The following is a 23866-nucleotide window of genomic DNA, read 5'->3' as shown; positions in this document are numbered from 1 at the left end:
ATCAAGCCTCGGCTTTGTAGTTGTAACCAATCGGGTGCGGCTGGTTGCGCGCCTTGGCCAGTTCGATCTGCTTCTGGCGGTCGATGGCGCTGCGCCGGGTCTTCTCGCTCAGGCTGTCCCAGCAATGCGGGCAGCTCACGCCTGGCGAATAGTGCTCCGACTCCCGGTCCTTCACATCGATCGGGTGGCGGCATGCGTGGCACTGGTCGTACTCGCCTTCGCTCAGGTCGTGACGCACGGTGACCCGGTTGTCGAAGACGAAGCAGTCGCCGCCCCAGAGGCTTTCCTCCTGCGGTACTTCCTCGAAGTATTTCAGGATGCCGCCTTTGAGATGATAGACGGCTTCGAAGCCCTCACCGAGCATGTAGCTGGAGGCTTTCTCACAGCGGATGCCGCCGGTGCAGAACATCGCCACTTTCTTGTGCTTGCTCGGGTCAAAGTTGGCTTTGATGTAGTCGGGGAACTCGCGGAAGGTTTCGGTCTTCGGGTCGATGGCGCCCTTGAAGGTACCGATGGCCACTTCGTAGTCGTTGCGGGTGTCGATCAGCAGCACTTCCGGGTCGCTGATCAGGGCGTTCCAGTCTTTCGGGTCGACATAAGTGCCCACCGCCTTGTTCGGGTCCACGCCCGGCACGCCCAAGGTGACGATCTCTTTCTTGAGCTTGACCTTGGTGCGGTAGAACGGCTGCTCGTCGCAGTACGACTCTTTATGGTCGACATCCACCAGGCGCGGGTCGTTGCGCAGCCAGGCGAGCAGCGCGTCGATGCCTTCGCGGGTGGCCGACACGGTGCCGTTGATGCCTTCGTTGGCCAGCAGCAGGGTGCCTTTGACGCCGTTGTCGGTCATGGCCTTGAGCAGGGGCTCACGCAGTTCGACGTAGTCTTCCAGGGTGACGAACTTGTACAGCGCCGCCACGACGATCGGTTGGGACATGGATGTGCATCTCCAGGTGGTTGCCCTCGTAAGGGGCGGACCGGGTTTGACAAAAGCAAAGGGGCTGCTGCGCAGCCCATCGCCGGCAAGCCGACTCCTACAGGTCGTGTAGAAGCTGGCTTGCCGGCGATGGACCGCGCGGCGGCCCCCATGGGAATGACGCGGATTGTACCAGAAGGACGGAGAGGATTCAGTGCCCGCCGCCGGCGCACACCGGCGAGGCCGGCGCCACGCCGACCGCCGCCCACTCTTCGGGCGTGTAGGTATGAATGGCCAGGGCGTGGATCTCGCCCATCAGCTCACCCATGGTGGCGTAGACCTTCTGGTGGCGCTTGACGCTGTTCAGGCCGGCGAACTGCTCGCTGACCAGCACCGCCTTGTAGTGTGTTTCCTGGCCGCGGCTGTGCATGTGGCTTTCGTTGTGCACTTCAAGGTGTTGCGTGGCCAGCGGCGCCAGTTGCTGTTCGATGCGTTGCTGCATGCTCATCGCGTCAGGCTCACTTCTTCGCTGGCGCCTTGCCGGCGTTAGGGTCGAGTTCCTTGGTCATGTCGTCGAGCAGCTTGTTCACCACCGGCACGGCCGGTTCCAGGCTTTGCTGGGTCAGTTGCGCCGATTGCTGGGTGACTTTAGGCATTTCGCGCAGGACTTTCTTGCCCAGCGGCGACTCGTAGAACTTGACCAGGTCGTTCAGCTCGCCTTCGGTGAAGGTGGCGGTGTACAGGTCGACCATCTTCGGCTTGAGCTTCTTCCAGCCAATGGCGTTGTCCAGGGCGGCGTTGGCCTTGGCCTGGTAGCTGTCGAGGACGGACTTCTTGGAGGCTGGCGCCTTGGTTTGCTCGAAACGCTGGGCGAACATCTGCTGGACCTGCATGTACACCGGGGTGCCCAGCTTGTCGGCATTGGCGAGGGTCAGGAATTTCTCGGCGGCGGCATTGTGGCTGGGGGTTGCAGCGAGTACCTGGCCGCTGGCGCAGACCAGGGCAACGGCGGCACAGAGGACACGAAGACGGGTCATTGCATTTCCTTCAAGAAAGAGAGGCGAGTACCTCAGAGTAGAGCATTCTGCGCCGTGGTGGCGAAGTGCTCAAGTGGCACGACGAGCGATGGAACCGCGCTGTCGAATCAGGGCCTAAACTGCGATTTCGGACTACAAAGGAGTGAGCGCAGCATGAGCCGTATCGAGACAGACAGCCTGGGCCCGGTCGAAGTTCCGGAGGACGCCTACTGGGGTGCGCAGACCCAACGTTCGCTGATCAACTTCGCCATCGGCAAGGAGCGCATGCCGCTCGCGGTGCTGCATGCCCTGGCGTTGATCAAGAAAGCGGCGGCGCGGGTCAACGATCGCAACGGCGACCTGCCCGCTGACATCGCCCGGCTGATCGAACAGGCTGCCGATGAAGTGCTGGATGGCGAACACGACGACCAGTTCCCGCTGGTGGTCTGGCAGACCGGCAGCGGCACCCAGAGCAACATGAACGTCAACGAAGTGATCGCCGGGCGCGCCAATGAACTGGCCGGCAAAGGCCGAGGCGGCAAGGTACCGGTCCACCCCAACGACCACGTCAACCGCTCGCAGAGCTCCAACGACTGCTTCCCCACCGCCATGCATATTGCCGCGGCCCAGGCGGTACACGCGAAGCTGTTGCCCGCAATCAGCGAACTCACCTCAGGGTTGGCGGAGCTGTCGGAGCGCCACGAAAAACTGGTGAAAACCGGCCGCACGCACATGATGGACGCCACACCCATCACCTTCGGCCAGGAAGTCTCGGCGTTCGTCGCCCAGCTCGACTACGCCCAGCGCGCCATCCGCGCGACATTGCCAGCGGTCTGCGAGCTGGCCCAGGGCGGCACCGCCGTCGGTACCGGGCTCAATGCCCCGCACGGTTTCGCCGAAGCCATCGCCGCCGAACTGGCCGCCCTGTCCGGCCTGCCGTTCGTGACTGCGCCGAACAAATTCGCCGCCCTCGCCGGCCACGAGCCGTTGACCAGCCTGGCCGGCGCACTGAAAACCCTCGCCGTGGCATTGATGAAAATCGCCAACGACTTGCGCCTGTTGGGCTCCGGGCCGCGCGCAGGGCTTGCCGAGGTCCGTCTACCGGCCAACGAGCCCGGCAGTTCCATCATGCCCGGCAAGGTCAACCCGACCCAGTGCGAGGCGCTGTCGATGCTGGCCTGCCAGGTGCTGGGCAATGATGTGGCGATCGGTTTCGCCGCCAGCCAGGGGCACTTGCAGTTGAACGTGTTCAAGCCGGTGATCATCCACAACCTGCTGCAATCGATCGAACTATTGGCCGATGGCAGCAGCAACTTCCAGCAGCATTGCGTGGCCGGGATCGAGCCGGATGCCGGGCAGATGGCGGCGCACTTGGAGCGCGGGCTGATGCTGGTGACGGCGCTGAACCCGCACATTGGTTACGACAAGGCGGCGGAAATCGCCAAGAAAGCCTACAGCGAGGGCAAGACCCTGCGGGAGGCGGCGCTGGAGCTGAAGTACCTGACCAACGAGCAGTTCGAGCAGTGGGTGCGGCCGGAGAACATGCTGGCGCCGGGAGGCAAGGGCTGATCTGTACATTCGCCGTCAAGCCGGCCCCTGCAGGGGATCGCATCCGTAGGGGCCGGCTTGCCGGCGAACCGATCAGCGCAACACTTCTGCCCTCCTCGCCTTCCACCCCGCCACCAGCGATGGCCCCAATGCCACCAGCGCCGAACCCAGCACCACCGTCACCGCACCCACATACCCCAGGCCATTGATATCCTCGGCATGCACATGCTCCGGCCACACCCAGGCCGCCAATGCCACGGCAACAAAGGTCACCAGCGGCGTCAGCGCCAGCGTGGCGCTCACGCGTGAGGCTTCCCAATGCGCCAACGCCTCGGCGAACGCACCATAGGCCACCAGGGTGTTGAGGCAGCAGGCCAGCAACAGCCAGCCCTGTACCGGGCTCAGTTGCAGCGCCACCAGTGGATGCACCCAGGGCGTGAGCAGCAGCGCGCAGCACAGGTAGATCACCATCATCACCTGCTGCGAGTTCCATACCGTCAACAATTGCTTCTGGCTCAAGGCGTAGAACACCCAGATGCTGGTGGCGAGGATGATGGTCAGCACACCGGTGGTGTAGGTGCCGAGCGATGTGAACAGCTCCTCCAGGCGCTGGTTGAAGAACAACCCGAAGCCTGCCAGCAACACCAGCAACCCCAGGCCTTGCCCGAGGCTGAAACGCTCCTTGAACACGAACACGCTGGCCACCAGCAACAGCACCGGCCCGAGCTGCACCACCAGTTGCGCCGTGCCGGGGCTGAGCAGGTTGAGCCCGACCAGGTACAGCACATAGTTGCCCACCAGGCCACCCACCGCGACCGCCACCAGCCCTTTGCCCTTGAGGCCCAGGTACCTGAACGACGGTAGCCGTCGATTGGCCGCCAGCCAGGCGAACAGCAGGCCACCCGAGACGCTCAGGCGGTACCAAGTGACCGTTACCGGGTCGATCACCTGCAGCACCTGCTTGAGCTTGATCGGCAGGATGCCCCAGAGAAAGGCGGTCAACAGGGCCAGCGACAGGCCATGGACCCAGCGTCCGGAAGAGATGTGCATGGTGTCCTCGGTCTGGCCGGTAGCGGGGGAAGTGCAGTCTAAAGGCTTGGCGGGGGGAAAGTGGCGGGAAAAGATTTCATCAGGTCATTCCTTCAGGGCATGCCCGATACACGCATGTCGGCCTCTTCGCGGGTAAACCCGCCTCCACAGGGATTGTCGCAAACCTGTGGGGGCGGGTTTACCCGAGCAGAAGGCGGCACGGATCAATTCTTGTCCTTGGCGAGCGCCGCCTCCAGGGCGTCATTGATCGTGCGCAGCACCTTCACCCGCGCCCAGCGCTTGTCGTTGGCCTCCACCAGGGTCCACGGCGCGATCTCGGTGCTGGTGCGGTCGACCATGTCGCCCACCGCCTCCGCGTAGACATCCCACTTGTCACGGTTGCGCCAGTCCTCCTCGGTAATCTTGTAGCGCTTGAACGGGATCTGCTCGCGCTCCTCGAACCGCTCGAGCTGGGTCTGCTGGTCGATGGCCAGCCAGAACTTGACCAGCACCACGCCGGCATTGCGCAACTGCTCCTCGAAATCGTTGATCTCGCCGTAGGCGCGCATCCAGTCAGCCGGGCTGCAGAAGCCCTCGACCCGCTCCACCAGCACCCGGCCATACCAGGAGCGGTCGAAGACAGTGAATTTGCCGCGCGCCGGAATGTGCCGCCAGAACCGCCAGAGGTACGGCTGGGCACGCTCTTCCTCGGTGGGCGCGGCAATCGGCACGATGCGGTACTGGCGCGGGTCCAGCGCCGCCGCCACGCGGCGAATGGCCCCGCCCTTGCCGGCAGCGTCATTACCTTCGAAAACCGCCACCAGCGCATGCCGGCGCATGTGCTTGTTACGCAGAAGCCCCGCCAGGCGCGCCTGCTCGGTGACCAGTTGCTCATCGTAATCGCGTTTGTCCAGGCGCTTGCTCAGGTCAAGCGCGCCCAGCAGGCTCTTCTGGTCAATGCTGCGCCCCAGCGGTGTCACATTGCCCTGGTGCTTGAGTGGCTTGTTGTCCAGCGCCGCCTGCAGGCTCTCCAGCAGAATGCGCCCCACCGCGAGGCTGCGGTAATACGGATCGACGCCCTCGATCACGTGCCAAGGCGCGTAATCGCGGCTGGTACGACGCAGCACACGCTCGCCGAAGCGCACGAAACGGTCGTAGGTTTCCGATTGCTGCCAGTCCAGCGGGCTGATGCGCCAGTTGTGCAGCGGGTCTTCCTTGAGCGCCTTGAGCCGCGCCTTCATCTGCTTCTTCGACAGGTGGAACCAGAACTTGATGATCAGCGCCCCTTCGTCGCAGAGCATCTGCTCCAGGCGCTCGGCGCCGGCGATGGCCTGGTCGAGCACGGCATCCTTGAACTGCCTGTGCACGCGGCCTTCGAGCATCTGGCTATACCAGTTGCCGAAGAACACGCCCATGCGCCCCTTCGGTGGCAGCGCCCGCCAGTAGCGCCAGGCCGGCGGGCGCGCCAGCTCTTCATCGGTCTGCTGGTCGAAGGTGCGTACTTCGATCAGCCGTGGGTCCATCCATTCGTTGAGCAACTTGACCGTCTCGCCCTTGCCAGCGCCCTCGATGCCGTTGATCAGCACGATCACCGGAAACCGCGACTGCTGCTTGAGTTCGTACTGGGCCTCGAGCAGTGCCTCGCGCAGGGCGGGGACTTCTGCTTCATACGTTTCCTTGTCGATGCTGTGACCGATTTCCGCGGATTCGAACATGGATGGCTCCCTCATTGGATGAGCAAGACTAGCGGAATTGTGCTTCGCCTGTACCGCCCCTTGCGCCAGCACAACCTGCGCAAATCCCACGGATGACATAAAATCCGCCCATCCGCTGCAACCGAGCCAACCATGTCCACCGTTCTTCAACATGCCCAGATCGACTGGGACGACCAGGGCCGCCCCCACTCTCGGCAGTACGACGATGTCTACTTCGCCATCAACGAAGGCATCGACGAAACCCTGCACGTATTCATCGAGCAGAACCACCTGCGCCAGCGTTTCGCCGAACTGACGCCGCACGACTGCCTGGTGATCGGCGAGACGGGCTTTGGCACCGGCATGAACTTCTTCTGCGCCTGGCAACTGTTCACCGAGCAGGCCCCCGCCGGGGCGCGCCTGCATTTCGTCAGCGTAGAGAAGTACCCGCTCAGCCGCGACGACCTTGCTCGTGCCATGCAGCTGTGGCCGGACCTGGCAGCCTTCACCCAGCCGCTGCTCGCGCAGTACGTAGCGATCCACCCAGGCTTCCAGCAGTTCAGCCTCGACGGCGGCCGGGTCACCCTGACCCTCATGATCGGCGATGCGCTGGAGCAGTTGCCCCAACTCGACGCCTGCATCGACGCCTGGTTCCTCGACGGCTTCGCCCCGGCGAAGAACCCCGACATGTGGACCCCCGAACTGTTCAATCAACTGGCTCGCCTGTCGCGCCAGGGCACCACACTCGGTACCTTCACCACCACCGGCTGGGTACGCCGTTCGCTGATCGAGGCCGGCTTCGCCATGAAGAAAGTGCCGGGCATCGGCAAGAAGTGGGAAGTGATGCACGGCGTGTACAGCGGCGCCGCGCCAGCCCCCAGCGCCCCTTGGTACGCCCGCCCGTCCAGCCTTCCAGGCCCACGCCAAGCGCTGGTGATCGGCGCCGGCCTGGCCGGCAGCGCCACGGCCAGCAGCCTGGCCGCCCGGGGCTGGCAGGTCAGCGTGCTGGAGCGCCATGATGGCCCGGCCCAGGAGGCCTCGGGCAACCCGCAAGGCGTGCTGTACCTCAAGCTGTCCGCCCATGGCACCGCCCTGTCACAGATGATCCTCTCGGGCTTTGGCTACACCCGCCGCTGGCTTGAACGCCTGCAGCGCGGCCAGGACTGGGATGCCTGCGGCGTGCTGCAACTGGCCTTCGACGACCAGGAAGCCGCACGCCAGGCCAAGCTGGCCACAGCGTTCGACGAAGGCCTGCTGCAGCGGCTCGAGCGCGACCAGGCCGAGGCGGTGGCCGGCATCACCCTGGCCAGTGGCGGCCTGTTCTATCCCGAAGGCGGCTGGGTGCATCCGCCGGCCTTGTGCCGAGCGCAGCTGCGGCATCCGAATATCCGCTTGCTCAACCACCATGAGGTGATCGAGCTGCGCAAGGCCGACGACCTGTGGCAGGCATGGGATGGTGAGCGTCTGCTGGCCAGTGCGCCGCTGGTGGTGCTGGCCGGTGCCGCCGACGTACGCCGCTTCCCAGCCTGCGCCGAGCTGCCGCTCAAGCGTATTCGCGGGCAGATCACGCGCCTGCCGGCCACCGAGGCCAGCCGCGCGCTGCGCACGGTGGTCTGCGCCGATGGCTATGTCGCGCCGCCGCGTGGCGACGAACATACGCTCGGGGCCAGTTTCGACTTCCATAACGAGGACCTGACGCCAACCACGACGGAGCACCAAGGCAACCTGGGGTTGCTGGAGGACATCTCTACCGACCTGGCCACACGTCTCGGTGTCACCGAGCTTGATGTGGAACGGCTCGAAGGGCGCGCGGCGTTTCGCTGCACCAGCCCCGACTACCTGCCCATTGTCGGGCCGGTCGCTGATGTCGAGGCGTTCAACGCAACCTATTCCATGCTGGCCAAGGATGCCCGCCAGGTGCCGGATATCGCCTGCCCGTGGCTGGATGGGTTGTATGTGAACAGCGGGCACGGCTCGCGCGGACTGATCACGGCGCCGTTGTCGGGTGAGCTGGTCGCGGCGTGGGTCTGCGGCGAACCGTTGCCGGTCCCCAGGGCCATTGCCGAGGCGTGCCATCCTAACCGCTTTGCCTTGCGCCGCCTGATTCGCGGCAAGTAACGGATTGTTCGCCGGTTGGGCGATCCGATACGACCTCTGTAGGAGCGGCTTCAGCCGCGATCACCCGCGAAGCGGGTGCCAGGCACGGTGATGCCCCCATCGCGGCTAAAGCTCCTACAGAGGGCACTCGCGTACCACTCGAGCAAACTGCCATCACCCTATATAACAGATCGATATAAAACTCTCGCAACTCAACCATGTCCTTCACTAGGTGCCCAGCGTAAAGGGCACACCTCCCCAACGGCAAAACCGGTAAGGACTTATGTGCGGATTAGCAGGAGAGTTACGTTTCACCCCCCTCGACCAAGCCCCACGCCCGGCGGACCTCGCCGCGGTGGAGCGCATCACCCACCACCTGGCCCCACGCGGCCCCGACGCCTGGGGCTTCCATAGCCAGGGCCCGATCGCCCTCGGCCACCGCCGCCTGAAGATCATGGACCTGTCCGACGCCTCGGCCCAGCCCATGGTCGACAACACCCTGGGCCTGTCACTGGCCTTCAACGGCGCCATCTACAACTATCCCGAACTGCGCCAGGAGCTTCAGGACCTGGGCTATCACTTCCACTCGGACGGCGACACCGAAGTACTGCTCAAGGGCTACCACGCCTGGGGCGCGGCGCTGCTGCCCAAGCTCAACGGCATGTTCGCCCTGGCCATCTGGGAGCGCGACAACCAGCGCCTGTTCCTGGCCCGTGACCGCCTCGGCGTGAAGCCGCTGTACCTGTCGCGCAGCGGTGAACGCCTGCGCTTTGCCTCGACGCTGCCGGCGCTGCTCAAGGGCGGTGATATCGACCCGATGATCGACCCGGTGGCGCTCAACCACTACCTCAACTTCCACGCCGTGGTCCCTGCGCCACGCACCCTGCTGGCCAATGTGCAGAAGCTCGAACCCGGCACCTGGATGCGTATCGACCACCATGGTGAAGTCGAACGCCAAGCCTGGTGGCAATTGCACTACGGCCCTAACCCGGATGAGCGCGAACTCGACCTCGAAGGCTGGACCACCCGGGTGCTCGACACCACCCGCGACGCCGTGGCGATCCGCCAACGTGCGGCGGTGGATGTCGGCGTGCTGCTATCTGGTGGCGTCGACTCCAGCCTGCTGGTCGGCCTGCTGCGCGAAGCCGGGGTCGATGACCTGTCGACCTTCTCCATCGGCTTCGAGGATGCCGGTGGCGAACGCGGCGACGAGTTCCAGTATTCCGACCTGATCGCCCGCCACTACGGCACCCGCCATCATCAGCTGCGCATCGACGAGCGCGAGATCATCGAGCAATTGCCGGCTGCGTTTCGCGCCATGAGCGAACCGATGGTCAGCCATGACTGCATCGCCTTCTACCTGCTCTCGCGGGAAGTGGCGAAGCACTGCAAGGGCGTGCAGAGCGGCCAGGGCGCCGACGAACTGTTCGCGGGCTATCACTGGTACCCGCAGGTCGACGGCGCCGAAGACGCATTCGGCGCCTACCGCGCCGCCTTCTTCGACCGTAGCCACGACGAATACCGCGAGACCGTGCAAGCGCCTTGGCTGCTGGAGAGCGATGCCGCAGGTGACTTCGTACGCGAACACTTCGCCCGCCCGGGTGCCCCCGACGCGGTGGACAAGGCCCTGCGCCTGGACAGCACGGTGATGCTGGTGGACGACCCGGTCAAGCGCGTGGACAACATGACCATGGCCTGGGGCCTGGAGGCGCGCACGCCGTTCCTGGACTATCGCCTGGTGGAGCTGTCGGCGCGCGTCCCAGCGCGCTTCAAGTTGCCCGATGGCGGCAAGCAGGTGCTCAAGCAGGCAGCGCGGCGGGTCATCCCCCATGAGGTGATCGATCGCAAGAAAGGCTATTTTCCGGTGCCCGGCTTGAAGCACCTGCAGGGTGCGACCCTGGATTGGGTCCGCGAGCTGCTGACCGACCCCAGCCAGGACCGCGGCCTGTTCAACCCGGCAATGCTTGATCGTCTGCTGAGCAACCCGCACGGCCAGCTCACCCCGCTGCGCGGCTCCAAACTATGGCAGCTGGCGGCCCTGAACCTGTGGCTCAGCGAGCAAGGAATCTGATCGATGAAAGCGCATGAAATCGCCTACGGGCAACGCCTGCTGCGCGGCCAGGCGCCATCCTACGAACGCCTGCAGGCGCGCCTGGCCGGTGACGGCAACCAACCCCACGACCAGCCTCGCGCCGTGCACTGTGGCTGGGGGCGGCTGCTGATCGGGCACACCTACCCTGACCCGGTCAGCCTTGCCGAGGCCCTGCTGGAAGAACAGACCGGTGAACGTGACATTGCACTGTACGTGGCCGCCCCTCAGCAGGTACTGGCCCAGGCGCCGCAACAACTGTTCCTCGACCCGTCCGATACCCTGCGCCTGTGGTTCACCGACTACCGCCCGGCGCAACGGGTGTTCCGCGGCTTTCGCATTCGCCGCGCGCAAAGCGCCGCGGACTGGCAGGCGATCAATACGCTGTACCAGGCCCGCGGCATGCTGCCGGTCGATGCGCGGTTGCTCACCCCACGCCACCTCGGTGGCCCGGTGTACTGGTTGGCCGAGGATGAAGACAGCAACGCGGTGATCGGCAGTGTCATGGGCCTGGACCACCACAAGGCCTTCGACGACCCCGAACATGGCTGCAGCCTCTGGTGCCTGGCCGTCGACCCACAGTGCACGCGCCCGGGTGTCGGCGAGGTACTGGTCCGCCACCTGGTCGAACACTACCTGAGCCGGGGCCTGGCTTACCTCGACCTCTCGGTGCTGCACGACAATCGCCAGGCCAAGCGCCTGTACCACAAGCTCGGTTTTCGCAACCTGCCGACCTTCGCGATCAAGCGCAAGAACGGCATCAACCAGCCATTGTTCCTGGGCCCGGGGCCGGAAGCCGGGCTCAACCCTTATGCCCGCATCATCGTCGACGAGGCCCTGCGTCGCGGCATCGAAGTGCAAGTGGACGATGCCGCCAGCGGCTTGTTCACCCTGAGCCTTGGCGGGCGACGCATTCGTTGCCGTGAGTCGCTCAGCGACCTGACCAGCGCCGTGACCATGACCCTCTGCCAGGACAAGTGCCTGACCCGCAAGGTGCTGCACGCTGCCGGTCTGCAAGTACCGGCGCAGCAACTGGCAGGCGCCGCCGACGACAACCAGGCGTTCCTCGACGCGCATGGCGCGGTGGTGGTCAAGCCGGTGGACGGCGAACAAGGCCAGGGTGTAGCGGTGAACCTGAGCCAGATCGACGAACTCGACCAGGCCATCGAGCAGGCCCGGCGCTTCGACAGCCGCGTGTTGCTGGAGAGTTTTCACCCAGGCAGTGACTTGCGCATCCTGGTGATTGGCTACGAAGTAGTGGCCGCTGCCATCCGCCATCCGGCGCAGGTGACTGGCGACGGCAGGCACAACCTCCGCGCGCTGATCGACGCCCAGAGCCGCAGGCGCCAGGCCGCCACGGGCGGCGAAAGCCGCATCCCCCTGGACGACGAGACCGAGCGCACACTCAAGGCCGCGGGCCTGGGCTTCCACCATGTGCTGCCGGCCGGTCAGCGCCTGGCCGTGCGCCGCACCGCCAACCTGCACACCGGCGGCACGCTGGAGGACGTCACCGCGCGCCTGCACCCCGTGCTGGCCGATGCCGCCGTGCGCGCCGCCCGCGCACTGGAAATACCCGTCGTTGGGCTGGATTTCATGGTCCGCGATGCCGAGCACCCGGACTACGTGATCATCGAAGCCAACGAGCGCGCAGGGTTGGCCAATCATGAACCACAGCCTACCGCCGAACGATTCGTCGACCTGCTGTTCCCCCATAGCCGGCCATTGGTGTGAACCGCCTCGCCATCGGCGCCGCACCTGCAGGAGCCGGCCTTGCCGGCGAACGGGCCAGCAGACACGACACCAAGCCCAAGGAGTGCCCCATGCCTTCATGCCCCCCCGAACCCGACCTCGACTACCTCAAGAAGGTCCTGCTGGAGATGCTCGCCATCCCCAGCCCCACCGGTTTCACCGACACCATCGTGCGCTATGTGGCCGAACGCCTGGACGAGCTCGGCATCCCCTACGAACTGACCCGCCGCGGCACCATCCGCGCCACCCTCAAGGGCCGCCAGAGCTCGCCCGACCGCGCTGTGTCCGCGCACCTGGACACCATCGGCGCCAGCGTGCGCCAGTTGCAGGACAACGGTCGCCTGGCCTTGGCCCCGGTTGGCTGCTGGTCGAGCCGCTTCGCCGAAGGCAGCCGGGTCAGCGTGTTCACCGATACCGGCGTGTTTCGCGGCAGCGTGCTGCCATTGATGGCCAGTGGGCACGCGTTCAATACCGCCATCGACCAGATGCCGATCAGTTGGAACCATGTGGAAGTGCGCCTGGACGCCTACTGCGCCACCCGCGCCGATTGCGAGGCGCTGGGTATCGCCATCGGTGACTGCGTGGCGTTCGACCCACTGCCGGAATTCACCGAAAGCGGCCATATCAGCGCCCGCCACCTGGACGACAAGGCTGGCGTGGCGGCCCTGCTGGCCGCGCTCAAGGCCGTGATGGAAAGTGGGCGTCAGCCACTGATCGACTGCCACCCGCTGTTCACCATCACCGAGGAAACCGGCTCCGGTGCCGCAGCCGCCCTGCCCTGGGATGTCAGCGAGTTCGTCGGTATCGACATCGCCCCGGTGGCGCCGGGGCAAGCCTCCAGCGAACATGCGGTGAGCGTGGCCATGCAGGATTCGTCGGGTCCCTACGACTACCACTTGTCACGCCACTTGCTGAAGCTTGCCGGCGATCAGGGCCTGCCCGTGCGCCGCGACCTGTTCCGCTACTACTTCAGCGACGCCCATTCGGCGGTGACCGCTGGACACGATATCCGCACTGCCCTGGTGGCCTTCGGTTGCGACGCCACCCACGGTTACGAACGCACCCACATCGACAGCCTGGCCGCGCTCAGCCGCCTGCTCTCGGGCTACCTGCTCAGCCCGCCGGTGTTCGCCAGCGACTCGCAGCCGGCCAATGCCTCACTGGAGCGCTTCAGCCACCAGCTGGAGCACGACGCACAGATGGAGAGCGAGACACGGGTACCGGCGGTGGACAGCCTGGTGGGTAACAAGGGTTGACACGATCTCTGTAGGAGCGGCTTCAGCCGCGATGCAAGCGACGCGGTTCGCGGCTGATCGCGGCTGAAGGCGCGCCTACAGCGGTCGTGCTGGATCAATGCGTGACTGCGCATGTCCGCAAATTTCACGTAGCATGCGCCCACGCCCACCACTGCTGCCCAGACCATGCTGATCCCCTACGACCAACTCGAAGCCGAAACCCTGACCCGCCTGATCGAGGACTTCGTCACCCGCGACGGTACCGATAACGGCGACGACACGCCCCTGGAAACCCGCGTGCTGCGCGTGCGCCAGGCGCTGGCCAAGGGCCAGGCGTTCATCCTGTTCGACGTGGAAAGCCAGCAATGCCAGCTACTGGCAAGGCATGACGTACCGCGCGAACTGTTGGACTGACGCCCGTCAGGCTCGCTGCTTCTCCTGGGCCAACGCCTTGATCCGCTTGTACACCTCGACCCGGTGCACTTCAACATCACGAGGGGCCTGGATGCCGAAGCGTACCTGGCCGTTTTCCACCGCCATGACCTGAATCTTGATGTCATCGGCGATGACGATCACCTCGCCGATCTCGCGTCCGATTACCAGCATGCTCCGATCCTCCAGCTATAGGGAAAGTCGGAGACTGCACTTAGGGCTTTTGCCTACACAATCGTTCGCCAAACAAATAGACCGATCCCACGCATACCAGTAAAAGATCCTACAAAAAACGCCATTCAATGGCCAACTCTGCGGGCCTTCGCCCGCATCTTCACGGCCATGTCCGCCATTTCGTCATACAGACGCTGCGGTGCCTGACACTTGAGCTGCCAGGCCTGGCGCCCAGCCTCATGGGGCAGGATCAGGAACTCGCCCGCGGCCACCCGCCCATGAATGTGCTCGGCAATGTCGCTGGCATTGATGGGCGAGCCTTCCAGCAACTTGCCGACCTGTGCCTTCATTGCCGGGTCCGGCCCGCGGAACGAGTCGAGCAGGTTGGTCTGGAAGAACGACGGGCAGACCACATGCACCGCCACCTCGACCTGGCGCAGTTCCACCAGCAAGCTTTCCGACAGCGCCAGCACGCCGGCCTTGGCCACGTTGTAGTTGCTCATGCCAGGCCCTTGCATCAGCGCGGCCATGGAGGCGATGTTGATGATCCGCCCCTTGCTGCGCTCGAGCAGCGGCAGGAAGGCCTTGCAGCCTTTGACCACTCCCATCAGGTTGACCGCGATCTGCCAGTCCCAGTCCTCCAGCGACAACTCGGCGAAGAAACCGCCCGAGGCGACTCCCGCATTGTTGACGATCACGTCGATGCCGCCGAACTTCGCCTCACATGCCTGGGCCAGGGCCGTGAGCTGGCTGTAGTCGCGCACGTCGCAGCGTTGGATAAAGCCGTCGCCACCCGCCTCGCACACCTGCTCCAGCGTCTCGTGCAACCCTGCTTCGTTGACATCGGCCAGGGCCAGGCGCCAGCCATCACGGGCCCAGCGCAATGCAATCTCGCGGCCGAGACCGGATCCGGCGCCGGTAATCATCATTCGGTTGTGCATGGGGAAGCCTGATCCTGATCGGAGGGAATGGGCTGGAGTCTAGCCACAACTCATGGGGCCGCGGTGCGGCATCAGGCTGCTGAATAAGGGGATATCGGGGGCATCGCTGGCCCGTGGTCACGATCCGATTGAATCTTTGCCCACCTGCGGTAGTCGCACACAGTAAGCGCCCAGTATTCCGAGGCCCTTGACCCTCAACCACGCAAGGACTCCACCATGACCACGATCCTCATCATCATCCTGATCCTGCTGCTGATCGGTGGCTTGCCGGTCTTCCCTCACTCGCGCTCATGGGGCTACGGCCCGTCCGGCATCGTCGGCGTGGTGCTGGTGGTCCTGTTGGTCCTCTTGTTGCTGGGTAGAATCTGAACGTCTGCGGAGTTGGACGTTGGCTGATGTTCAGCCCTGACTGCAGTCACCCAGGTAGCGCTCCAGGTCCTGCATCACGGCATGCAGGGCCTGGGCATCGCGCCGCAGTCGCTCGCCATGCAGCGCTTCGCTGGCGCAACTGGCCTCCAGTCGCTCGCACGCCGTGAGCAGGCCGACAGCTCGCAGGATGCGGGCGCCACCTTTGACCCGATGCGCCAACGACGCCAATGCCTCAGGGTCTTCGCCTGAGCGTTCCAGGCGGGCGATATCTTCATGGTTGCCCCGGCGCAAATCGGCCAGCAGTGCATTCAACGCACATTGATCGTTGCCCACCAGACGACGCAAATGCTCGATATCGAATGGGGCTTCACGCGCCGCTGCAGCTGGGGGAAGGTTATCCTGGCTTTTCGAACTGCTGGCCAACACGCCTACCAGTGCCTCCAGCCCGAGCGGCTTGAACAGGCAATCATCCATGCCGGCCGCACGGCAACGACGCCGTTCGTCTGCCAGCGCGCTGGCAGTAAGGCCCACGATCCGACATACCGCCCTGCCACTGCGCCGCTCATGGATACGGATCGCCCTGGCCAGGCCATAACCGTCCAACCCTGGCATGCTGCAGTCGCTGATCACCACATCGAAATGCCCTTTCAGCCACAACCGCAACGCTTGCGCCCCGTCCTCCGCGACCCGGGCATGATGCCCGAGATAATCGAGTTGCTGAGCCAGCAGCAAGCGATTGGCCGGGTAATCATCAACCACCAGCACGCGCAATCGCACTTCGCTGGGTTGAACATCGCTGCGCGGCGACAAGAGGGGTACGCAAAGGTCCAGTACCTGCAGTGCCAGCTCAAGACGGATTTCCGCCCGGGTTCCCTTGCCCAGCTCGCTACTCAACTGCAAGCGCCCCCCCATCAACTGGCACAAGCTTCGGCAAATGCCCAGGCCCAGGCCTGTGCTGCTGCGTGGCGACTGGCGCTGGTTGCTGGCCTGACGAAATGGCTGGCCCAACTGCGCCAGCTCTGCCTTGGCAATACCGATACCCGTGTCCTCGACGGCCAGGCGCACCACCAGGCGATCGCCATTGATCCGGGCGCGCAAGCCCACATGCACCTGCCCCTGGGGCGTGAACTTGATCGCATTGCTCAGCAGATTGGCCAACACTTGCCTGAAGCGCACCGGGTCGAGCAGGACTGGCTGGTCCACCTCGCCCTGGACAGTAAGACCGAGCCGTAACCCCTTGCCACGCGCCTGGTGCTCGAACAACTGGATAACCTGCGCCACCTGCTCACGCAGGCATACCACCATCGGCGTCAACTGCAATTGGCCCGCCTCGATACGGGTTACGTCGAGGATATCGCCGATCAGCTCCTGCAACCCCCGGGCGGCATCGGCGGCCACGTCGAGCGCCAAGTGATCCAGCTCACCTTGACCTGCCTTGCGTTGGGCCAACTCCAGCATGCCCAGCAGGGCGTGCAACGGCGTGCGGATTTCATGGCTCATGGCGGCCAGGAAATGCGTCTTGGCCTGATTGGCCGCTTCGGCCCCCTGCTTGGCACGGCGCAATTGCACCTGCAGACGACGCAGGTAGCGGATCCACAACAGTGCGATGACCAAAGTGACGAAGGCGCCGAGAAACCCCACCAGCAGGTGGGTTCGGTAACGCTGCAAGCCGCTGGCGGCAATGATCAGCGGACCACGCCAACGCCGCACCAACGCATCGGTTTCCCGTGGGGCCAGGTCGAGCAACGCCTTGTCGAGGATGCCCTGGAGGTGGACCGCCCCCTGGCCGCTGGCAAACGCAAAATGCGCCACGGGCAAGGCCAGGCTGCTGATCCGCAGCCGCCCTGGGTACCACCGTGCAACCAGCAAGCGGGCCTGGTCGAGTGGCAGCACGGCGGCCGCGGCCCTCCCGGCGGCTACTGCATGCACCGCCTCCAGCGCATTGCCGACCGGCGCTTGCAAGACACCCGGGTATGCCTGGGCCAGCAGATCCTGCGCCACGCTACCCTCGACCAGTGCCAGCCGTTGCCCATCCAGCCGCGCCAGGTCAGCCGGTCGATTGGCCTGTTCCAGTGTTATCAGCACATGTGCCGAGCTCAGGTAACCACGAGTGAATCGCAGGAGCTCCCCACGCGCCGGGCTGTAGGGCAAGCCGGCAATCAGTTGTGCCTTTCCCAGGCGCACCTGCTCGACCATCTGCGCCACATTGCCGCCCGACTCGATCTGGAAATCCAGGCCGGTTCGCCGACCGATCAATTGCAACAGATCGAGACTCAGCCCCTGGAGCTTCCCCTTGCCATCCCGATAACTCAAGGGCATCGCCTGTTCGTCCACCAGCACACTGACACGAGGGTTTTCCGCCACCCAGTGTCGTTCGGCATCGCTCAGCGGAATGCTTGATGGCCTGCGCGCGGCGGTAGGCCGTGTATGCCAGCGTTCATGAATATCCGCCTGTTGATCCCCAAGGCCTTCCAGCACCTGATCGACCAGGTCGATCAAAGGCCTGTTGTCAGGGACCATGGCAAAACCGACAGCTTGCCGCGCCAGGGCCGCATGGCCAATTTCCTCGGCACCGCTCCACTGGTTGCGGCCCAGCAGATATCGGCTACCCAGCGCACTCCCCAGATAAAGGTCGGCGTCACCCAGCGCCAGCGCCGCCAGGGCGCTCAAGGGCGAAGGATGAAGCTGGATTTCGGCCATGGGATACAACGCCTGGACCTGCCGACGCGGACGATACCCATCGACCATGGCCAACCTGAAACCGGTGCCACTGCGGATCCGCTCACGCGCGTTCTGCTGCGGGGCGATCAACAAAGGGGAATCCTGGGCATATGGCAATGACAGACGCAACCCGGCCTCGAGCGCCTGCTGTGGGCTGACCGAACCGAGCAGATCGATACTGCCTTGGCGCAGGGCTGTCGCCGCCTCGGCGAACGATGCGAACAACATCAGGCGCACCTCGAGCCGTAGCTGGCTGGCCAGCAGCCCGGCGTAGTCGGCGGTCATGCCCTCGTAGGCCTGCCCCGTGGTGAGGATGTCGAACGGCGGGTTGTCCCGTGCAATCACGCCGAGGCGCAGTTGGCGATGCTCCCACAGCCAACGCAGCTCGGCGTTGTCCAGGGTCAGGCGCTGCACCTGCGGCACCGGGCGCGCATGCAACTGCACAGCGGCAGAGATTGGCAGGCATGCCAGGCAACCCAGTATCCCTAACAACAAGGCACGCAGGAACACGGGGCGACAGCGCTCAGATGAGCGCGTTGCGACGGGCGAAATCCGCCAGGTCGATCAACGAACTGAGTCGCAGCTTTTCCAGCAGGCGGATCTTGTAGGTGCTGATGGTCTTGTTGCTCAACAGCATCGTTTCGCCGATGGCTTTGTTGCTCAAGCCTCGCGCCAGGTGTTGCAGGACCATCAGCTCGCGATCAGTCAGGCTGGCGATGCACTGCACCTCGCTGGCTTGCAGGTCCTGGCGGTTGACCGAACTGAGCGCTACCTCGGGAAAATAGGTGTAGCCCGACAGCACCGCGCGCACCGCCTTGCCGAGTTCTTCCAGGTCATCGGTCTTGGACAAGAACCCCATGGCCCCAGCCTGCATGCATCGCAACGAGTAGGTTTCGGCCAGTTGCGACGTCAGCACCACGATGCGCGTCGACTTCCTCAACGCTTTGATTCGGGCGATGACCTCCAACCCGTCCAGGCCGGGCATGGCGATATCGAGAATCACCAGGTCCGGCGCCTGCTCACGCACCAAACGCACCGCATCGATGCCGTTGTCGGCCTGGCCGACAATCTCCATATGTTGCTGGCGCAGCAGCATGCAGACAGTACTGCGGATGAAGGGATGGTCGTCGACCACCAGGACTCTGTGCATGGCGTTTTCCTCGTGCACCATATCAGCCGGCTACAGCTCGGCGTCGAAGACCACGGTGACCTGGCCGGTGTAAGTGCTGCCGGGATGCTGGAGCATGGCCTGCACTCCAGCGCGATCCACTTCGAAGTGCAGCTGTCCTGGTCGATTCAGCGTTGGCATCGCCGACTCGAACTGCAAGGGCGCTCCACGCCCACTCGGCAAAGTGAGACGCTGCACAGGCTGATTGCCATGCTGAATGCCCGCAGGCAGGGACAAGGCAACGTCGACTGGAACCAGATCTCCTTGGGTATTGCGAATACCGCATTTCTGATCCATGTAGTGCTGGCATAACTTGTAAGCCTTGAACGGACCTGTGGACCAAATCCGGAACGGTAGATCGCGGTAGAGCCTTTGCGGCGCGCGCCCACCGCCCATCCATGCCTGCCACCCCTCGCGAGGTTCAAGGACAGCGCGCTCGGAACCTGGAGCGAAGTCGAAGAAAAACGCATGCTCGACATCCAGCTCGAAGTTGATTGTCAAGCTGTTGCCGTTCAGCTCGGTCACACCGTTGCCAAAATCGAAATCGCCCCCCGGCCCTACGCTAAAAGCCGAACTTCCTGTATAGATACCCGGTTTCATGCGATAGGGTGCAGGCATCTGGAGGTTGTACCGCACACCCATTTCCTTCACCTCGCCGGTGGCCACGTAACCTGCCGGAGCTCGCCAACTGGTAGAGTTGCAGGCTGCTGGTGACTGGGGATTGCGAATGTTCCATAGGTACATCGCATAGCTGGGTTGGCTGGGGTAGCCCCAGGCCTGATTCGTACTGCAGCCTCCTTGAAGGGATGCGTTGAAAACCGGGTTGTAGTTCAGCGTCCGTTCGTAGACCGACTGACCCACCGCAGTGAACTCGATCGTCAGGCGGTGTGATTCACCGGTCTGGAGATGATAAACATCGATCTCTCGGCGTCCGGGAAGCTTGATGAAGAACTGGTCACGTGGATCGCTCGCGCCTCGGGTGGACGACTTCACAAAGGAAATCGGCAACGCCGCCGCCCCTCCCCCTTGGCACATGACGGGCCAACGCACACAAAATGCAGCAGGAGGGGTGGTGTCCTGAAAGTGGCCGGCAGCCTCGCCACGGTATCTTGCACTAATAGTGGACTCCAGCCCCCAAGCATGAGTACAGGCGAGCATCAGCAAACAGGCGGTCGCTGCACGCCTCGGTTGAAACAGCTTCATCCTTCCACCACCATCTCGGTGAGCTCACCCCCTTCATGCAGTTGGAACTGGTGCACCCCATCTGGCTGGCCCTCGAACTGGCGACTGCGGCCGGGCAACAGGTGATGCTTGGTGGCCGAGTCGCAGTCTTGCCCCGCTACCTGGCACTGGCGGAAATGATCAAGCACGACCGTGGCGTTGCCCTGGTTCGCGACAATCAGTCGCCCGCCTTCACGCCGTACCGGAGTCTGGAAATGTGTCTCGGCGGGCCTGACAAACAGCAACGAACCATACCCAGCCAGCAGGTTGACCCCGGCCTTGAGGCTGTCCCGGTACTTTTCAGCCTCTTGCTCATCCACGGCGAAACCATCGCCCTGCTCCGGCAGTACCGGCACGAAGCGCAGGCGGAAGTAGCGTTCCTGCCCACGCGCGCCACGGTACAGCAAGCGCACCGCCTGCATGCCCTGGGCCGGCACGATCAGCCGCGCCGGGCTGGCGACCAGGCCGCGCTGTTCCAAGGGTAGGCCATCGGTGTCGATTTCACGGGCAACACCGGCTGCGTCGTACACCAGTTCGGCGACACTGATCTTGACGAATGCGGTGGTGTCGCCGCTATTGCGCACCCGCTTGAGCAAGGTGCTTTTGTCACCATCGAGGTAGTCGTACAACGCGCCGATATTCAGTTCGGGGGTGGCGCTGGCAGCCAGGGGCAGGGCCAGCAGCACTGGGGCCAGCAGGCGGAAGATTTTCATGATGCGAAGCTCCGTGCGTGGTTGACGGGAAAGTATTGATGGGGAGTAGCCCTGAGGCCATGGCTGACCCGGTGGGATCCTTCCCACACGGCATTAAGAAAGTTCTCAAATCGCATTAGACCTTTGCACTGGACAGGGCTACCGCCCGAGCAAGTCCGTGTCAGCCCGACCAAGCGTGCTAGCCCTGTTCGTTGCCAGTGGCAGAGACAACCTGCGCCACGTCAGGCGCACAGCGTTGGTCGCCGGCCAGCAACACGTCGTCCTCGCGAACCAGAGTGGCCATATCCAGGCTGAGCAGGCATACCGCCTGCCCCTGTTGGCGGATTTCCAGCGTGGGGGTCGATTCGCTCATTTCGACCGCGAAGAAACCATCGGTCTCACTGACGCTGCGGCTGGCATGGTTGATCACCTGGGCCCCACGCAGCGGTCGCCCCTGGCCATCAAGCAGCCGCCCCAGCACGGTCACTGTGCGCAACACGCGCAGTTGGCGATATTCGATGCCTCCGCGATTGAGGTGGTAGTCCAGGCTCGACGGCTGAATGACAGCCGCGGTGGCCGCACTGCCCTCGAAGTCGAATTGCACATGCCCGGCTTTGTAAGCCGCCACCGGCACGACATTGCGTCCTGGGTGCAGGTTGGCGGTGCTACCGTGACGGTCCTCGGCACGCAGCTTGAGGCCGTCGATATCAGTTTCGACATCGACGATCAGCCCCGCCTGGTGTGGTAGGTACTGGCCACTCATTGCTGCCCTGCCCGCGCCCACGGCGACCAGGCTCTGCAGGTTGACACCACCACTGAAGTCGCCGTTGTACGACGAGCGCTGCACGTACGCATCGCCATGCAGCAGCGGGGTCTCGAATTGGGTATCGCCGCCCAGCCCTGCGCCATAGCGATCGGCGCTGACGGTAGCACCGACACTGCGCAGCGGGCCGATCTCGACATCCTGCTGGTAGGCCAGCGAGGCATTGAGGTCGCGCCCACCCTCTCTCGAAGTGCGGCTGCCGAGACTGGCCGACACCCGTCGCCCACTGCCGCCACCCAGGCTCATGCTCAGGCTCAGGTTGACCCCTCGGCTGCGGGACTCGCCTGTGGCCGCCGTACCCGGACGATCGAACAGCGATAGTCGCCAGTTGGCATCCGAACCCAGCAGTTGACCGTAGTACGACCAGCCCAGGTCTAGCCCAGTGCCGGGATTGGCGCCTTCAGCATGGGAAAGGCGCACGCTGGCGGTATTGCGCCGGTCAAGGCGATGGTTCAGCGACAGCGACGATTGTGTCTGGCGCGCCTGGAATGGCTGCGACGACGGCTCATCGTCGAGGCGACGCCAGTCAGGGCGCGCTAGCCAGGTTCGACTGTGGCTGGCAACCAGCGAGCCGCTGTCGTAGGCATGGATCAGCTGGAAGTCGTAGCCATTGCCCTGGCCTTGCGTCTGGAACAGGTTGGCGTACAACTTGAAGCGCTCACGCACGTCCCAGTCCAACGACGTTCCATACTGCATCACGTCATCGACACGCTGCGCCGACAAGCCCAGGATCGCCCGCGGATGCAGCATGTAGTTGGCCAGCACGCCTGCGGCGAGACTGTCGTCGTCACGCTCCCAGTTGCTCAACAACGTGCTCTGGCGCCCCAGGTAAAGGTTGTAGCGCCAAGGCGCATCGGTACTGCGCCAGTTACTGGGCTTGTAGATGAACTCCTGGCTGCGCGAGGTTTCCTGGCCATCTTCGACCAGGCGTACCTCGACTTCGTAGATGCCACCCGGCAGGACCTTGGTGTCGAGGGTCTGCAGGCCGGGCTGCACCGGTTGGCTGTTGATCAGCACGCCGTTGCGGTAGATCTCGACGACGGCCGGCCGGTTGGGGGTGACGTAGATGGGTGTGGCACTGGGTGCGCCAGTGTCGATGGCCAGGCTGTCGCTGCTGCCCAACATCAAGCCAAGGGTGGTATCGGTGGTACTCCCCATCAACCGGGGCTGGCGGGTCAACCCCTGGGCACTGGGGGTGAAGTAGCCCAACCGGTAGAACTGGTTCTCGACCAGGCGCTCGGCATACAGCTGGTCGACCCTGTGGCGCGTGCCCTGCCGGCTGTCGTTGCCGCGGTCGAGCTGGCCGTCAGCCAAAGTCGTCCAGCTGCCCACGCTGGCCTGGCCCTGCAAGGCGTAACGCCCACTGGTTGCGTGGCCGTCATTGACCAGGTTGAGCTGGTTGCGCAGCAGCAGCCCATAGCTGCCCTGCTCCGGCTGGCGATGAAAACGTTCACCGATGTCGGTGAGCTCAGCCTGGTCGGTCAACAGCGACAGCTGCGAGTTCACCAGGCTGTAGTGCACGGCTCGCAGGCCGTCGGGGCAATCGGTGTGGCAGTCACCTAAAGGGCGACCATCAATCAGGCGCTCGCGCCAGCGGCGGCGCAGGCTTTCCGGTTCGCGGCTGTCGAGGGTGTCGGTGAACGCCAGCAGTTGTACCCGTTGATCGCGGCCGAGTACGACCATGGCATCACCGAGATAGCGCCCATCGAGGTCGACCCGCACCGCCAGCGGCACATCGAAAAAGTGTGCTTCGAACTCACGCGGCAGGCCCTCGATGGCGCCCAAGGCGGTGCCGGCCGCCTGGCTGGCGAGCGTATGGGAGGCCAGCCAGGCCGGCAGCAGCAACCAGCGGCCGACGGCCGCCAGGGAGGAATGATTGGTCATGAGCTATCGCTTGCAGGCAATACCCGCCAGCCCCTCGGCAGGCGCAGAGGGTCAAGGCGGGCAACAACGGA

The 23866-nt window shown here is 64.3% G+C and carries 19 protein-coding genes; 7 read left to right on the top strand and 12 right to left on the bottom strand.

Annotated elements, in window-relative coordinates:
• Position 1 precedes the first annotated feature (1 nt).
• From IM733_RS00835 to IM733_RS00825, 3 genes are all read right to left on the bottom strand, one after another.
• Positions 2 to 934, bottom strand: a complete 933-nt coding sequence (locus IM733_RS00835; protein WP_248919133.1) for a rhodanese-related sulfurtransferase — start codon at positions 932 to 934, stop codon at positions 2 to 4.
• A 190-nt stretch (positions 935 to 1124) separates the two neighbouring features.
• Positions 1125 to 1421 (bottom strand): BolA family protein, encoded by a 297-nt coding sequence (locus IM733_RS00830; RefSeq protein ID WP_248919132.1) that lies wholly within the window; start codon positions 1419 to 1421, stop codon positions 1125 to 1127.
• A 10-nt stretch (positions 1422 to 1431) separates the two neighbouring features.
• Positions 1432 to 1950: a DUF2059 domain-containing protein gene (locus IM733_RS00825; protein WP_213660036.1), complete on the bottom strand. Its 519-nt coding sequence runs from the start codon at positions 1948 to 1950 to the stop codon at positions 1432 to 1434.
• Positions 1951 to 2103: 153 nt separating this feature from the next.
• On the opposite strand from IM733_RS00825, the gene IM733_RS00820 reads away from it, so the two are divergent.
• Positions 2104 to 3498 carry a class II fumarate hydratase gene (locus IM733_RS00820; RefSeq protein WP_248919131.1) on the top strand — a complete coding sequence of 465 codons (1395 nt, stop codon included), beginning with the start codon at positions 2104 to 2106 and terminating at the stop codon, positions 3496 to 3498.
• 72 nt (positions 3499 to 3570) lie between these two features.
• Here the strand turns inward: IM733_RS00820 and IM733_RS00815 are convergent, their stop codons facing one another.
• Together IM733_RS00815 and pap are read right to left on the bottom strand one after the other, a co-directional pair.
• The gene (locus IM733_RS00815; RefSeq protein WP_248919130.1) at positions 3571 to 4527 is read right to left on the bottom strand and encodes a DMT family transporter; all 957 of its coding nucleotides are present in this window, start codon (positions 4525 to 4527) and stop codon (positions 3571 to 3573) included.
• A gap of 203 nt (positions 4528 to 4730) precedes the next feature.
• Entirely contained in the window at positions 4731 to 6221 is a 1491-nt protein-coding gene (gene pap / locus IM733_RS00810) for a polyphosphate:AMP phosphotransferase (RefSeq protein WP_248919129.1), read from the bottom strand.
• Between the two features lie 132 nt (positions 6222 to 6353).
• Between pap and mnmC the strand changes: the two genes are divergently transcribed.
• From mnmC to IM733_RS00785, 5 genes are all read left to right on the top strand, one after another.
• A complete protein-coding gene (gene mnmC / locus IM733_RS00805) occupies positions 6354 to 8318 on the top strand; it encodes a bifunctional tRNA (5-methylaminomethyl-2-thiouridine)(34)-methyltransferase MnmD/FAD-dependent 5-carboxymethylaminomethyl-2-thiouridine(34) oxidoreductase MnmC (protein ID WP_248919128.1) in 1965 nt (654 codons plus the stop codon).
• 262 nt (positions 8319 to 8580) lie between these two features.
• On the top strand, positions 8581 to 10368 hold the full coding sequence (locus IM733_RS00800; protein ID WP_248919127.1) for an N-acetylglutaminylglutamine amidotransferase: 1788 nt from the start codon (positions 8581 to 8583) through the stop codon (positions 10366 to 10368).
• 3 nt (positions 10369 to 10371) lie between these two features.
• Entirely contained in the window at positions 10372 to 12117 is a 1746-nt protein-coding gene (ngg, locus tag IM733_RS00795) for an N-acetylglutaminylglutamine synthetase (RefSeq protein ID WP_248919126.1), read from the top strand.
• An 89-nt stretch (positions 12118 to 12206) separates the two neighbouring features.
• Positions 12207 to 13391, top strand: a complete 1185-nt coding sequence (locus IM733_RS00790; protein ID WP_248919125.1) for an osmoprotectant NAGGN system M42 family peptidase — start codon at positions 12207 to 12209, stop codon at positions 13389 to 13391.
• 165 nt (positions 13392 to 13556) lie between these two features.
• Entirely contained in the window at positions 13557 to 13784 is a 228-nt protein-coding gene (locus tag IM733_RS00785) for a YheU family protein (RefSeq protein WP_248919124.1), read from the top strand.
• 6 nt (positions 13785 to 13790) lie between these two features.
• On the opposite strand, the gene csrA is transcribed toward IM733_RS00785, so the two are convergent.
• Positions 13791 to 13976 (bottom strand): carbon storage regulator CsrA, encoded by a 186-nt coding sequence (gene csrA, locus IM733_RS00780; RefSeq protein WP_248919123.1) that lies wholly within the window; start codon positions 13974 to 13976, stop codon positions 13791 to 13793.
• A 125-nt stretch (positions 13977 to 14101) separates the two neighbouring features.
• The gene (locus IM733_RS00775; RefSeq protein ID WP_248919122.1) at positions 14102 to 14917 is read right to left on the bottom strand and encodes an SDR family oxidoreductase; all 816 of its coding nucleotides are present in this window, start codon (positions 14915 to 14917) and stop codon (positions 14102 to 14104) included.
• Positions 14918 to 15133: 216 nt separating this feature from the next.
• On the opposite strand from IM733_RS00775, the gene IM733_RS00770 reads away from it, so the two are divergent.
• Positions 15134 to 15286, top strand: coding sequence for a DUF3309 family protein (locus IM733_RS00770; protein WP_009682861.1), 153 nt, complete (start codon positions 15134 to 15136; stop codon positions 15284 to 15286).
• 30 nt (positions 15287 to 15316) lie between these two features.
• On the opposite strand, the gene IM733_RS00765 is transcribed toward IM733_RS00770, so the two are convergent.
• The 5 genes from IM733_RS00765 to IM733_RS00745 form a co-directional block, all read right to left on the bottom strand.
• Positions 15317 to 18517 carry an ATP-binding protein gene (locus IM733_RS00765; RefSeq protein WP_432760385.1) on the bottom strand — a complete coding sequence of 1067 codons (3201 nt, stop codon included), beginning with the start codon at positions 18515 to 18517 and terminating at the stop codon, positions 15317 to 15319.
• Between the two features lie 13 nt (positions 18518 to 18530).
• Positions 18531 to 19157 carry a response regulator transcription factor gene (locus tag IM733_RS00760; RefSeq protein ID WP_248919121.1) on the bottom strand — a complete coding sequence of 209 codons (627 nt, stop codon included), beginning with the start codon at positions 19155 to 19157 and terminating at the stop codon, positions 18531 to 18533.
• Between the two features lie 30 nt (positions 19158 to 19187).
• Positions 19188 to 20378 carry a hypothetical protein gene (locus IM733_RS00755; protein WP_248919120.1) on the bottom strand — a complete coding sequence of 397 codons (1191 nt, stop codon included), beginning with the start codon at positions 20376 to 20378 and terminating at the stop codon, positions 19188 to 19190.
• Complete coding sequence (locus IM733_RS00750; RefSeq protein WP_248919119.1) at positions 20375 to 21109, bottom strand: molecular chaperone; 735 nt, start codon at positions 21107 to 21109, stop codon at positions 20375 to 20377. Before IM733_RS00750 ends, IM733_RS00755 begins: the two co-directional genes overlap by 4 nt.
• A gap of 178 nt (positions 21110 to 21287) precedes the next feature.
• Entirely contained in the window at positions 21288 to 23795 is a 2508-nt protein-coding gene (locus IM733_RS00745; protein ID WP_248919118.1) for a TcfC E-set like domain-containing protein, read from the bottom strand.
• Between the last annotated feature and the right edge of the window lie 71 nt (positions 23796 to 23866).

It is taken from the genome of Pseudomonas entomophila, assembly GCF_023277925.1.
GTDB lineage: Bacteria > Pseudomonadota > Gammaproteobacteria > Pseudomonadales > Pseudomonadaceae > Aquipseudomonas > Aquipseudomonas entomophila_D.
The sequence above is the reverse complement of the archived record's forward strand: the minus strand, read 5'-3'. Positions and strand labels throughout refer to the sequence as shown.